14 protein-coding genes are annotated in these 12,556 nt (G+C 70.6%); 7 read left to right on the top strand and 7 right to left on the bottom strand.

The genetic code is table 11. The annotated features are described in order from the left end of the window. Positions 1-197 precede the first annotated feature (197 nt). Positions 198-1,157, bottom strand: coding sequence for a hypothetical protein (locus tag AB0230_RS08345; protein WP_366375101.1), 960 nt, complete (start codon positions 1,155-1,157; stop codon positions 198-200). A 295-nt stretch (positions 1,158-1,452) separates the two neighbouring features. On the opposite strand from AB0230_RS08345, the gene rplK reads away from it, so the two are divergent. From rplK to AB0230_RS08315, 6 genes are all read left to right on the top strand, one after another. After that, on the top strand, positions 1,453-1,884 hold the full coding sequence (gene rplK / locus AB0230_RS08340) for a 50S ribosomal protein L11 (RefSeq protein ID WP_013585556.1): 432 nt from the start codon (positions 1,453-1,455) through the stop codon (positions 1,882-1,884). 11 nt (positions 1,885-1,895) lie between these two features. After that, complete coding sequence (gene rplA, locus AB0230_RS08335; RefSeq protein ID WP_315995017.1) at positions 1,896-2,588, top strand: 50S ribosomal protein L1; 693 nt, start codon at positions 1,896-1,898, stop codon at positions 2,586-2,588. A 190-nt stretch (positions 2,589-2,778) separates the two neighbouring features. Further along, entirely contained in the window at positions 2,779-3,585 is an 807-nt protein-coding gene (locus AB0230_RS08330; RefSeq protein ID WP_315995016.1) for an amino acid ABC transporter substrate-binding protein, read from the top strand. A gap of 118 nt (positions 3,586-3,703) precedes the next feature. Next, positions 3,704-4,369, top strand: coding sequence for an amino acid ABC transporter permease (locus AB0230_RS08325; protein ID WP_363578366.1), 666 nt, complete (start codon positions 3,704-3,706; stop codon positions 4,367-4,369). After that, entirely contained in the window at positions 4,356-5,141 is a 786-nt protein-coding gene (locus tag AB0230_RS08320) for an amino acid ABC transporter ATP-binding protein (protein WP_315995014.1), read from the top strand. Before AB0230_RS08325 ends, AB0230_RS08320 begins: the two co-directional genes overlap by 14 nt. 53 nt (positions 5,142-5,194) lie before the next feature. Next, positions 5,195-6,238, top strand: a complete 1,044-nt coding sequence (locus tag AB0230_RS08315) for a nitronate monooxygenase (RefSeq protein ID WP_366375097.1) — start codon at positions 5,195-5,197, stop codon at positions 6,236-6,238. Positions 6,239-6,290: 52 nt separating this feature from the next. Here AB0230_RS08315 and AB0230_RS08310 read toward each other — a convergent pair whose 3' ends face one another. Further along, positions 6,291-6,572, bottom strand: a complete 282-nt coding sequence (locus AB0230_RS08310; protein WP_366375095.1) for an acylphosphatase — start codon at positions 6,570-6,572, stop codon at positions 6,291-6,293. A gap of 170 nt (positions 6,573-6,742) precedes the next feature. Beyond that, positions 6,743-7,393, bottom strand: a complete 651-nt coding sequence (locus tag AB0230_RS08305) for a LysE/ArgO family amino acid transporter (protein WP_366375093.1) — start codon at positions 7,391-7,393, stop codon at positions 6,743-6,745. Positions 7,394-7,462: 69 nt separating this feature from the next. Here AB0230_RS08305 and AB0230_RS08300 point away from each other — a divergent pair, with 69 nt between their 5' ends. Then, positions 7,463-8,350 (top strand): LysR family transcriptional regulator ArgP, encoded by an 888-nt coding sequence (locus AB0230_RS08300; protein WP_315995010.1) that lies wholly within the window; start codon positions 7,463-7,465, stop codon positions 8,348-8,350. Between the two features lies 1 nt (position 8,351). On the opposite strand, the gene AB0230_RS08295 is transcribed toward AB0230_RS08300, so the two are convergent. The 4 genes from AB0230_RS08295 to AB0230_RS08280 all read right to left on the bottom strand — a co-directional run bounded on the left by AB0230_RS08295 (position 8,352) and on the right by AB0230_RS08280 (position 12,467). After that, positions 8,352-9,371, bottom strand: a complete 1,020-nt coding sequence (locus AB0230_RS08295; protein ID WP_363390289.1) for an NADP-dependent oxidoreductase — start codon at positions 9,369-9,371, stop codon at positions 8,352-8,354. 155 nt (positions 9,372-9,526) lie between these two features. Continuing rightward, the gene (locus AB0230_RS08290) at positions 9,527-9,988 is read right to left on the bottom strand and encodes a MarR family transcriptional regulator (protein ID WP_315995009.1); all 462 of its coding nucleotides are present in this window, start codon (positions 9,986-9,988) and stop codon (positions 9,527-9,529) included. A gap of 4 nt (positions 9,989-9,992) precedes the next feature. Then, positions 9,993-11,687 carry an MDR family MFS transporter gene (locus AB0230_RS08285; protein ID WP_363390284.1) on the bottom strand — a complete coding sequence of 565 codons (1,695 nt, stop codon included), beginning with the start codon at positions 11,685-11,687 and terminating at the stop codon, positions 9,993-9,995. Positions 11,688-11,786: 99 nt separating this feature from the next. Beyond that, positions 11,787-12,467, bottom strand: a complete 681-nt coding sequence (locus AB0230_RS08280) for a YqaJ viral recombinase family protein (protein WP_315995007.1) — start codon at positions 12,465-12,467, stop codon at positions 11,787-11,789. Positions 12,468-12,556 lie beyond the last annotated feature (89 nt).

Raw genomic sequence — 12,556 nt, 5'->3', positions numbered from 1 at the left:
GTGTCTCAGCATGAACGGCGTTTATCACCGCGCGCCGTCGCACGCCCGCGCCTCCGCACGCCCGCATCTCCGCACCGTCGCACGGCGTGCCCGGTCGCCGCATCCGGGACGAGACGGCTCGATAAACGCCGTCCGTGCTCAGACACGCGGCGCCCCACCGTGTATCGGCACGCTCGGCGTTTATCGCCCGAGCATGGTCACTCGGAACGCGGGTTCAGTCCGACGCCGCGCACGTTGCGCCCGTCGACCCGCGCGACCACGGGCAAGCCCGCCGCCTTCAACGCCTCGCGAAGGCCGTCGACCCTCAGCGCACCGCCGTAGTCCCAGCGCGCGATCCGCCACCCCGCCCGCCGCAGTGCGTCCTCGCGGGTCTTCTCAGCCCGGACGGCTGTGGCGGCGGCATCCGGGTCGTGACGGTCGTACTTCATCCAGCCGTCGAACTCGCCGATGACGCGGTGCTCCGGCCAGCAGAAATCCGACCGGTAGGCGCGGCCCCCGACACGATGCTCGGTTTGCAGGTCGGCGGCGGGGAACCCGCACCACTCGATGACCGCTCGGCTCAGCGACTCACCCACGGACTCCGACCGTTGATCGCCGCGGGCCAGGACCCAATCGACCCTCCTCCGACCGCGCGGGTTGCGCTGGGCTGCGGCGAGGTCGAGCAGTTCGCTCGAGGTGACCGTCCCGGTCCGGAGGGCGGCATCCGCGACCGCCAGTGCGAACGCGGGCGGCAGGACGCGCGCGAGGTCCACCACGACGTCGGCGAGGAGAGAGCATCGGAGGCCGTCTTGCTCGACGGTGCGGCGACGGTCGGCGCTCGTGTGCACGCGCACGTCGCCGTAGGCCAGCGAGCGTTCGCGCCGCCCGTCGAAGAGGTGGATGTGCCGGGGGTGACCGAAGGTGGGCAGGCCGTGCAGAGCGGCCGCCGACTCGTGCGAGAACACCGCCTCGGGGTTGACGATGCGGAAAGCGTGCACGCGCAGGAGATATCTGTTCCACGGCGGCAGCTCCCCCCATCCGGCCCGTTCCGTGTACACCCCCGGCCGGATGCGGTGCATGTGGGGGTCGCGCGACGGGTGCGACCCGGGGGAGGGCGTCGCGGCCGCGGCGAACAGAGGGAGGGGCGCGCCACGGAAGGCGGGAGGATCGGCATCCATTCGCCGAGGGTGGCGCAAACGGGCCGCCCGCGGTGACCGGGTGTGCATAACCCGGGCGCCCTTCGCCGATAAACGCCGTCCATGTCGAGACACGCGTCGCCACACCGTGTCTCGACACGAACGGCGTTTATCGAGGAGGGGCGGCGGGGAGCAGGGCGCGGGATGCCGCAGGCGGCGGCATCGCGTATGATGAGGAGGTTGCGTGCGTCTGCGCGTGCGACGACCGCTGCCCGGAACCGCCGGGCGGGCGGGAGAGAGGGAACCGCGAGGGTCCCGCTCGAGAGAGGAAAAGGATATGGCACCCAAGAAAAAGGTGACCGGCCTGATCAAGCTCCAGATCAAGGCGGGCGCGGCCAACCCCGCGCCGCCGATCGGTCCGGCGCTCGGTCAGCACGGCGTCAACATCATGGAGTTCTGCAAGGCGTACAACGCGGCGACCGAGGCCCAGCGCGGCAACGTCATCCCCGTCGAGATCACCGTCTACGAGGACCGCAGCTTCACGTTCATCCTGAAGACGCCCCCGGCAGCAGAGCTCATCAAGAAGGCCGCCGGCCTCGCGAAGGGCTCGTCGACGCCCCACACGGTCAAGGTGGGCAAGCTCACCAAGGACCAGGTCCGCGAGATCGCCACCACGAAGCAGCCCGACCTGAACGCGAACGACATCGAGGCCGCGTCGAAGATCATCGCCGGCACCGCCCGTTCCATGGGCATCACGGTCGAGGACTGAGGGAGATAACAATGGCTACCAAGTCCAAGGCATTCCGCGCCGCTGCTGAGAAGATCGCGGCCGACACGTTCTACACCCCGACCGAGGCCGTCGCCCTCGCGAAGGAGACCGGCTCGAAGAAGTTCGACTCGACCGTCGAGGTCGCGCTGAAGCTCTCGGTCGACCCCCGTAAGGCCGACCAGATGGTCCGCGGCACGGTCATCCTGCCCCACGGCACGGGTAAGACCGCGCGCGTCATCGTCTTCGCCAACGGCCCCGCGGCCGAGGCGGCCCTCGCCGCCGGCGCCGACGAGGTCGGTGGCACCGAGCTCATCGAGAAGGTCGCCGGCGGTTACACCGCGTTCGACGCGGCCGTCGCCACGCCCGAGCTCATGGGCCAGGTCGGTCGCCTCGGTAAGGTCCTCGGACCCCGCGGCCTCATGCCGAACCCCAAGACCGGCACCGTGACCCCCAACCCGGCCAAGGCCGTCGAGGAGATCAAGGGCGGAAAGATCGAGTTCCGCGTCGACAAGCACGCCAACATCCACTTCGTGGTGGGCAAGGCGTCGTTCTCGGCCGAGCAGCTCGACGAGAACCTGAAGGCGGCGCTCGAGGAGATCGTCCGCCTCAAGCCGTCCAGCTCGAAGGGCCGTTACATCCAGAAGGGCGCCGTCTCGACCACCTTCGGTCCCGGCATCCCGCTGGACGTCAACGCCATCGTCTGACGTTCGTCTCACAGAAGCCCCGCCGCGCCCCGTGCCGGCGGGGCTTCTGCGTGCGAGCCGTGCACGGACGTGCAACACGGCGTCATCCGGGAAGAGGTTCGCGCCTCGACGTGTTGTGCTGGAGGGTCGCGGCCGTCCTGCACCGCGCCACACGAACGTCATTCCCACACCACACATGTCTGGAACAGCTATGCCCCGTCGTCGTCTGACCGTCCTCGCCGCCACCCTGGGCCTGAGCGCCCTCGCGCTGACCGCCTGCAGCGGGGGAGCCACCTCGAGCGCGTCGTCCGACGCGGGCTCCGAGTACGACCTCGTCTCGGGCGGCACGCTGACCGTCGCCACCGAGGGCACCTACCGTCCCTTCTCGTACCACGAGGGGGCGGGGGAGCTCACCGGCTTCGACGTCGAGATCGCCACGGCCGTCGCCGACAAGCTCGGCCTCCAGGTGAAGTTCCAGGAGACCCAGTGGGATGCCATCTTCGCGGGCTTGGATGCCGGACGTTTCGACGTCATCGCGAATCAGGTGACGATCAACCCGGAGCGTCAGGAGAAGTACACCTTCAGCGCGCCCTACACCGTCTCGCGCGGCGTCGTGGTGACCACTGAGGACGACAACGCCATCTCGAGCTTCGCCGACCTGTCGGGGAAGACCACCGCGCAGTCGCTCACCAGCAACTGGTACGAGCTCGCCACCTCCAGCGGCGCCCAGGTCGAGGCCGTCGAAGGCTGGGCCCAGGCGGTCGCCCTCCTCAAGCAGGGCCGCGTGGATGCCACGGTCAACGACCAGCTCACCTACCTCGACTACGAGAAGACGAACAGCCCGACGGGCCTGAAGATCGCGGCCGAGACCGAGGACACCTCGGAGAGCGCGTTCGCCTTCAAGAAGGGTCAGGACGCGCTCGCGGAGGCCGTCGACACGGCGCTCGAGGAGCTGCGCGCCGACGGCACGCTGACGCAGATCAGCGAGAAGTACTTCGGCGCCGACGTCACCCAGTGAGCGCACGGCGCGTGCGCGCGCTGTAAACCCCGCGGATCATCCGCTTCTCACCCTCTAGCGTGAGAAGCGGATGATCCGTTCCCGCGTGTGACGCGGGTCCGAGAGAAGAAGGAGGCTCATGAACGACCTGTGGACGTTGCTGCTCGACTCGTTCTGGCCGATGCTGCTGGCCGGGATCACGGGCACGATCCCGCTGTCGTTGGCCTCCTTCGCGATCGGTCTCGTGATCGCGCTCCTGATGGCCCTGCTGCGCCTGTCGCCGAACGTCGTGTTGTCGGGTGTGGCCCGCTTCTACATCTCGATCATCCGCGGCACGCCGTTGCTGGTGCAGCTGTTCGTGATCTTCTACGGTCTGCCCGCGGTCGGCGTGGTGATCGATCCGTTCCCGGCCGCCGTGATCGCGTTCTCGCTGAACGTCGGCGGCTACGCGGCCGAGGTGATCCGCGCCGCGATCCTCTCCGTGCCGCGCGGGCAGTGGGAGGCTGCTCACACCGTCGGGCTGTCGCCGCGCAAGACGCTGACGCGCATCATCCTGCCGCAGGCCGCCCGCGTGTCGGTGCCGCCGCTGTCCAACACCTTCATCTCGCTCGTGAAGGACAGCTCGCTGGCATCCCTGATCCTCGTCACGGAGCTGTTCCGTCAGGCGCAGAACATCGCGGCGTTCTCGTACGAATTCATGGCCGTCTACCTCGAGGCGGCGCTCATCTACTGGCTGTTCTGCCTTGTGCTGTCGTTCGGGCAGAACGCCCTCGAGAAGAGGTTGGACCGCCATGTCGCCCACTGACACCCCGCTGTTGAGTGCGACGGGACTGCAGAAGAGCTTCGGCGCGAACCGCGTGCTCGACGGCGTCGACCTCGAGGTGCGCCGCGGCGACGTCCTCGTGCTGATCGGCCCGTCCGGCTCCGGCAAGACGACCGTGCTGCGCTGCCTCAACGGCCTCGAGACCCCCGATGCCGGTGTCGTGGCGTTCGACGGCGGGCCGTCGGTCGACTTCGCCCGGAAGGTGGCGAAAAGCGACCGGGCCGCGCTTCGCGACCGCTCGGCGATGGTCTTCCAGCACCACAACCTCTTCCCTCACCTGACCGTCATCCAGAACGTCATCGAGGGCCCCGTGCAGGCGCACGGGGTGCCGAAGGCGGAGGCCGTCGCGAACGCCGAGCGCCTGCTCGCGCGCGTCGGCCTCGCCGAGAAGCGCGACGCGTACCCCGCGGAGCTGTCGGGCGGCCAGCAGCAGCGCGTCGGGATCGTCCGCGCGCTCGCGCTGCAGCCCGACCTGCTGCTGTTCGACGAGCCCACCAGCGCCCTCGACCCCGAGCTGGTCGGCGAGGTGCTCACGGTGCTGCGGGAGCTCGCGAACGAGGGGTGGACGATGGTGATCGTCACGCACGAGCTGGGCTTCGCCCGCGAGGTGGCCGACGAGGTGCTGTTCTTCGACGACGGCGTCATCGTGGAGCGCGGGGCGCCCGCGACGCTCTTCACGCGGCCGGAGAAGGAGCGCACGCGGCGGTTCCTCGACCGTCTGCTCCGGCCGCTCGACGGGCCCGACCCCGCCTGAGCCGGCGGCATCCGTCCGCTGCGCGTGATCATGAGGCGTGGCACGCTGAGAGGATGAACCGCCTGCAGCGCCTCCTCGGCATCGACGTGCCGATCGTCCTCGGTCCCTTCGGAGGACTCTCGTCGGTCGAGCTGACGGCGGCGGTGAGCGACGGGGGAGGCCTCGGTTCGTTCGGGCTCTACGGCTACCCGCCCGCCCGCATCCGGGAGACGGTCTCGGCACTGCGCGCAGCGACCGCGCGCCCCGTCGCGGTGAACCTGTGGATGCCACGGGGCGACGAGGTGACTCCGCTCGACGTGGACGTGCAGCCCTTCCTGGATGCCGCCCGGCCCCTGTTCGATGCGGCGGGAGTGGCCGTGCCCACCCCGCCCGACTCCTTCCTCCCGCCGATCGACGCGCAGATCGACGCGGTCCTCGACGCGCGGCCGGATGTGGTGAGCGTCGTCTTCGGGGTGCCGGATGCGAACACCCTCGACCGTGCCCGCGAGCGGGGCATCGTCGTGATCGGCACGGCCACCTCCGTCGCGGAGGCCCGCGCGCTCGAGGAGGCGGGGGTCGCGGCGATCGTGGCGACGGGCGCCGAGGCGGGAGGGCACCGGGTCTCGTTCCTCGCAGACCCGTCGGAGTCCCTCGTGGGGACCTTCGCCCTCGTGCCCCAGGTCGTCGATGCCGTGTCGGTCCCGGTCATCTCGGCCGGCGGGATCGCCGATCGCCGCGGCGTCGCGGCCGCGTTCGCCCTCGGCGCCGAGGGCGTGCAGGTCGGGACGAGCTTCCTGCGCACGCGTCAATCCGCCGCGACCGCCGGTCACCGCGCCGCGATCTCCACGGCTGCCGACACCGACACGCGACTGACCCGGGCGATGAGCGGACGCCTGGCGCGGGGGATCCCGAACCGCGCGATGCGCGAGATCGAGACGGCGGGCATGATCGCCCCCTTCCCGGCGCAGAACTGGCTCACGGGGGTCTTCCGGGCGGCGGCGACCGCGTCCGGCGATGCGGACCTGGTGTCGTTGTGGGCCGGTCAGGCCGCGGCCCTCAGCCGCTTCGACGACGCCCGTGACGTGCTCGCTGAGCTGCGGGCAGGGCTCCCCGACTGAGCGGCGGGGACGCCCGTGACGTGCTCGCTGAGCTGCGGGCAGGGCTCCCCGCCTAGACGGTGTCGCGGATCTCGAACGCGGCGGGGATCTCATCCGCGCCGCCGGTCTCGAGCACGTCGACATCGGCGACCCGGGCGGAGGGCGGGCCGTCGTGCGCCCACGCGATGACACCCTCGACCGCGTCGGGGTCGCCCGCGACGAGCGCCTCGACCGTGCCGTCACGGCGATTGCGCACCCATCCGCGCGTCCCGAGCCGCTCCGCCTCGGCGCGCAGGGCGTAGCGGAAGCCGACACCCTGGACGCGGCCGGTCACGGTGATGGTCACTGTTCGCATCCACCCATTGTCCTCGCGTCGGAGGTGGGGATGCGGGAGGTCCGGGGCGCCGCTCCGGCTTCAGGGCGGGTGACCCGCCCCGAACGCGCGTACGTGCTCCGAGACCGAGGATCGCCCGGCCGTGAAGCCCGGGATGCCGCGCATCGACCCCGCGGCGGCGCCGCCACCGGTCAGTGCGTCAGCACGAGCGAGATCGCGATGGCGATCATGACCACCGCGATCAGCGCGTCGAGGATCCGCCAGGCCCGCGGTGTGTCGAGCCAGCGGCCGAGGTAGCGCGCACCGAATCCCAGCGCGGTGAACCACGCGAGGCTCGCCAGGCACGCGCCGGCGGCGAACGCCCAGCGGCCGTCCCCGTGCGTGGAAGCGACCGAGCCGAGCAGGAACACGGTGTCCAGGTAGACGTGGGGGTTGAGCCATGTGAGCGCGAGGCACGTCAGCAGCGTCGCTGTGAGGGTCGTCCGCGTCCGCAGCGCTGTGCCGCCGGCATCCGGGATCGCCGGGGATGCCGCGGTGTCGACGCGCAGCGTCTCCCCGCTCGGGCGCAGCGCTCGGCGCGCGGCGAGCACGGCGTATCCGAGCAGGAAGGCCGCGCCCGCCCATCGCACGACGGCGAGCAGCCAGGGCACCGCCTGCAGCACGAGGCCGATGCCCGACACGCCCAGCACGATCAGCACGGCGTCGGAAGCGGCGCACACGGCGACCACCGCCGGCAGGTGCTCCCGCCGCACGCCCTGGCGCAGCACGAAGAGGTTCTGCGCTCCGATGGCGACGATGAGCGAGAAGCCGAGACCGAGGCCGGCGAGGAGGGAGGTGAGCACGTTCCGACGCTAGGCCCGGCGTACTGACAAGACCAGCTCAGGATTCTGGAGGAGCATTAGCATTCCTTCATGTCGATTCCGCTGGATCTCGCCCGGACGCTGGCCGTCGTCGTCGAGGAGGGCACCTTGGATGCCGCCGCCCGTCGTCTGCACATCACCCCGTCCGCCGTGAGTCAGCGCGTGCGGGCGCTCGAAGACCGCGTGGGACGGGTCGTGCTCGTGCGATCCAAGCCCGTCCGCACGACGGAAGCGGGCGACGCGATCGTGCGGCTGGCGCGCCAGCTGGCGCTGCTCGAACACGACGCCCTCGCCGCGATCGGGGCCGACGACGGAGCCACCGCCTCCCTGCCGCTCGCGGTCAACGCGGACTCGCTCGCGACGTGGTTCCTCCCGCCCCTGGCCCGCGTCGCGGCGCAGCACGCGGTCGTGTTCGACCTGCATCGCGACGATCAGGACTTCACCGCGGGGCTGCTCGAATCGGGCACGGTCATGGCGGCCGTGACGTCGCGCGAGGCGCCGGTGGCGGGCTGCCGCGTGCGCCCCCTCGGCATCCTGCGCTACGAACCCGTGGCGACGACCGCGTTCGCCGCGCGCTGGTTCCCGCGAGGTGCGGACGCCGACGCCCTGGCGCAGGCACCGCTGGTCGACTTCGACCGCCGCGACGATCTGCAGACGCAGTGGCTCGCGCGGCGGGGCGTGGCCGCCGCAGACCCGCCGCGGCACCGCGTTCCGGCGTCGCAGGACTTCGCGACCGCCATCGAGCTCGGGCTGGGGTGGGGACTGCTGCCGGGGTTCCAGTCCGCCGCAGGGCTGGAGGACGGCTCCCTCGTGCGCCTCGCCGCCGACGCGATCGACGTGCCGCTGTTCTGGCAGCAGTGGAACCTGACCTCGTCGCTGCTCGACCTCGTCGCCGACGAGATCGTGGCGGAGGGCCGCCGCCGTCTCGCGAGCCCCTGACTCAGTCGTCGCTGACGCGCAGCACGACCTTGCCCCGCGTGTGGCCGCGCTCGACCGTCTCGTGCGCTTCGCCCGCCTCGGCGAGGTCGAACACGCGCTCGATGTAGACGCGGACGGCTCCGGAATCGAGCAGTCGGCCGATCGTGGCGAGAGCACCCCCGTCGGGGATGGTCTTGAAGTCGGTGGAACGGATGCCGCGCGCCGCCGCCGCTTCACGGAACTCGGGCCACGCGCCGGTCGGCACCTCGATCAGCAGCCCGCCGGGACGCAGCACCTCGAGCGATCGGGTTCCGGTGTCGTCCGACACGTTCCCGATCAGGTCGATGACCACGTCGACGGTGTCGACGACGTCTTCGAAACGGGTCGAGGTGTAGTCGACCACCTCCGCCGCCCCCAGCTCCCGCAGCCAGGGGAGGTTGCGCGGCGACCCGGTGGCGATGACATGGGCGCCGAAATAGGCGGCGAACTGCACGGCGAAGTGCCCCACGCCCCCGCTGCCGGCATGGATGAGGATGCGCTGGCCCTGGTGCGCGAGCGCGGTCTCGACGACCAGCCCCCAGGCAGTGAGGGCGGCGAGCGGCACGCCCGCGGCCTCGACGTGGGAGAGGGACACGGGCTTGCGGGCGAGCGAGAGCGTGGGGACGACGACGTACTCCGCGTAGGTGCCCGGGGTGCGCGGCACCGCCGCCATCCCGTAGACCTCGGTCCCGACGGGGAACGGGTGGGCATCGAAGGGCGTGCGCACGACGACCCCGCTCACGTCGAAACCGAGCACGGCCGGCCACGACGAGATCGCCGACGACATCCCTCGCCCGGCTCGGGTCTTCGCATCGATCGGGTTCACCCCGGCCGCGACCACACGGATCAGCACCTCGCTCAACACGGGCGTGGGCACGGCGACCTGATCGACGCGCAGGGTCTGCGCCGATCCCGGTTCGTCGAGGACGACGGCATCCATCGTCTCGGGCACCGCGGGAACGGGCTGGAGGGCGGCCTCGGGACGCGTCGATCTGAATCTCATCGGGCGCTCTCTCTCGCGTGCGGCGGTGTCCGCAGCGGCTCCGCCGCGGTCACCACAGTCAAGCGCGCCATTGTCTCGACGGTGTTACACCTCGGTCACCGTGTCGCGAAGCCGCGGGTCTCCCGCGGTCGCGCACCTGGCCGGTCGCGGGGCGATCAGTCCCGCGCGGGGACCTCGCCGACGGCGAGGGCGTGCAGCAGCGTCGAGAGGTGGCGGATGTCGCCGATCGACCAGTCCGCGATGGCCTCGAACAGACGGCTCTCATGGGGAGCCCGCGCGTCGGCGAGACGGCTGTGCCCGAGCTCGGTCACCGCGATGAGGCGCGAGCGACGGTCGTTCGGGTCGGGCGTGCGGGTGACGAGCCCGAGCTCCTCGAGCTCGGTGATCGAGCGGCTGAGGAAGCCCTTGTCGGCCGCGAGGCGCTCCGCCAGGGCGGACAGCGTCAGTGGGCCGAAGCGGCTCACCACCGACAGCGCCTTGAACGTGGCCGGCAGCATCCCGGGGCTGACCCGTTCCGCCGCCTCGGAGACGAAGCGGCGGAACACGGTCATGAGCTCCGAGAACGACGATTCCAGGGCCTGCACGGCCTCTCGGCGGTCATCGTCCACGTCGCTCATCACGTCAGACATCCTCTCCCATCCCGGCGTCTCGCCGCGCGCGGCGCGAGGACGCGGCATCCTGGGTCGGCACGGTTCCGGTCGCGGCGAGGGTCGCCATGCCCTCGGGGACCGACACGGTGGCGAAGTCGGCTTCGCTTGCGGCGACCCGCTCCGTGGTCGTCATGCGGGTGAGCGGACGGTTCGGCAGGAACAGGATGGCGATGAGGCTGACCACGGCGACGGGCACCGCGATGAGGAACGAGTGGGCGATCGACTGGGCGTAGATGTCCTCGACGATCACGCGCACGCTCTCGGGCAGGGTGGACACCTGGGGGATCGTCCCCGACTGCAGCGACTGGGCGACCGACGCGCCGTTCGCGCCCAGTCCCATGATCGCGGCCTTCAGGTCGTCGGCGCGGTCGGTGAACAGGCTCGTGGCCATGCTCGCCAGCGCCGCACCCATCACCGAGACGCCGATCGTGCCGCCGAGGCTGCGGAAGAACGTCACGCCCGAACTCGCAGCGCCCATCTGGGTGGGGTTGGCGGTGTTCTGCACGACCAGCACGAGGTTCTGCATCGTCATGCCGACGCCGGCCCCGAGCAGCGCCATGTACAGCGAGACGAGGGCGAAGTTGGTGTCGTAGTGGATGGTCGACAGCAGGAACGAACCCGCGATCAGCAGCACGCCACCGGCGATGAGGAACGGCTTCCAGTGCCCGAAGCGGGAGATGAGCGCACCGACCACGATGGAGGACACCAGCAACCCGCCGATCATGGGGATCGTCATGACGCCGGCCTCGGTCGGGGTGGCGCCGCGGGCCATCTGCATGTACTGGCTGAGGAAGACCGAGGTGCCGAACATCGCCAGGCCCGTCGCGATGGAGGCGATGGTGGCCAGGGTGAAGGTGGCGTCACGGAAGAGGGTGAGCGGCACGAGGGGCTCGGAGGAGCGCAGCTCGACGACCACGAAGAGGATCGCGGCGACGACGGCGCCGCCGACCATGAGCATCGTCTCGGTGCTGGCCCACTCGAAGGAGTTCCCCGCATTGGTGACCCAGATCAGCAGCAGGGAGACGGCGGTGGACAGCAGCACGATGCCGACGTAGTCGATCTTCACCTTCCGCTTGGCGCGCGCCGGGAGGTGCAGCGTGCGCTGCTGGATGAGCAGAGCGGCGACGGCGAAGGGGAGGGCGACGAAGAAGTTCCAGCGCCATCCGAAGGCGTCGGTGATGACGCCGCCGAGAAGCGGACCGCCGACGGTGGCGACGGCCATCACGGCGCCGAAGAGGCCCATGTACCGGCCGCGTTCGCGCGGGCTGATGATGTCGGCCATGATCACCTGGCTGAGGGCGGCGAGACCGCCGGCGCCGAGGCCCTGGACCGCGCGGAAGGCGATGAGCATCTCGGTGTTCTGCGAGAAGCCGGCGGCCGCGGTGGCGAGCACGAAGATCGCGATGGCGACCTGGATCAGCACCTTGCGGTTGAACAGGTCGGCGAGCTTGCCCCAGACGGGGGTCGAGATCGCGGTGGTGAGCAGGGTCGCGGTGATGACCCAGGTGTAGGCGTTCTGGTCGCCCGACAGGTCGTGCACGATGACGGGCAGCGACGTCGAGACGACGGTCGAGGCGAGCATCGACACGAAGGTGCCGAGCAGCAGGCCGATCAGTGCCGGCAGGACGCGCCGCTGTGCGGGCGCGTCCGAGGAAGTGGCTGTCATGCGGAGCTCCACGGAAAGGGGGACGGATGCCGCGACGACGATGGCGCGATTAGTTGACTGATGTCAACGATACGCCTATTGCTTGACTTGCGTCAACTATTAATCGAGGAGCGCGAGGGCGCGGTACCTGTCCGTGGGTTCCGGTCGCACGGGTTCGGGGCGCGGTTGGCGCGCCTGCATGGTGCGGCGGTACAGCTCGTCGATGAGCGAGGTGGCCAGGCCCACGAGCTTGGCGATCTCGCGCTCGTCGCGCTCGATCCACTGGCAGCGCGGCTCATCGTGCAGGGGTACGAAGCCGTCGTGCTGCTCCCAGGCCACGAGCGTGCGCTCGGCGCCGAGCACGTGCTGCTGCCACCAGATCTGGCGCATATAGGTCTTGGGGATCGAGCGCCACGCCTTGTTCGTGGTCTTGATCTCGGCGAGGATCACGCGTCCTTCGCCGTCGACGACCACGCCGTCGGGGGTCGCGAGATGCCGCTTCTCGACGACCGCGTGATAGAGCGCCGAGGAGGGGCGGATGCCGTGCGTCGCGGCCACCCAGGCGGCGATCTCGGGTTCGCGGCGGCGGCCGTGCGCCGTGAAGGCGTTGCCCGAGAAGCTCGAGCCCATGAGCTTGGCATCCGCCGCTCGCGAGATCGCGTTGGCGCTCGTGAGGGCCGCGACGTCGGTGGCGGTGATGCCGCGGGAGCGGGCTCGGATCCACGAGACCCGATCGCGCGAGTCGGCGACGATCCGGGCGTCGAGGTCGGCGCTCCGGGAGGCGACGAGCTCGGGGGACATGCGTTCGACCCTAACCCCGCGCGGCCGTGGAGTGCATGCGAGCCCCGGCGCGTCGGCATCCGGGTCTTGCCTGCAAGGTAAGGGTGACC

It is taken from the genome of Microbacterium sp. NPDC089190 (assembly GCF_040701795.1).
GTDB lineage: Bacteria > Actinomycetota > Actinomycetes > Actinomycetales > Microbacteriaceae > Microbacterium > Microbacterium galbum.
The sequence above is the reverse complement of the archived record's forward strand: the minus strand, read 5'-3'. Positions and strand labels throughout refer to the sequence as shown.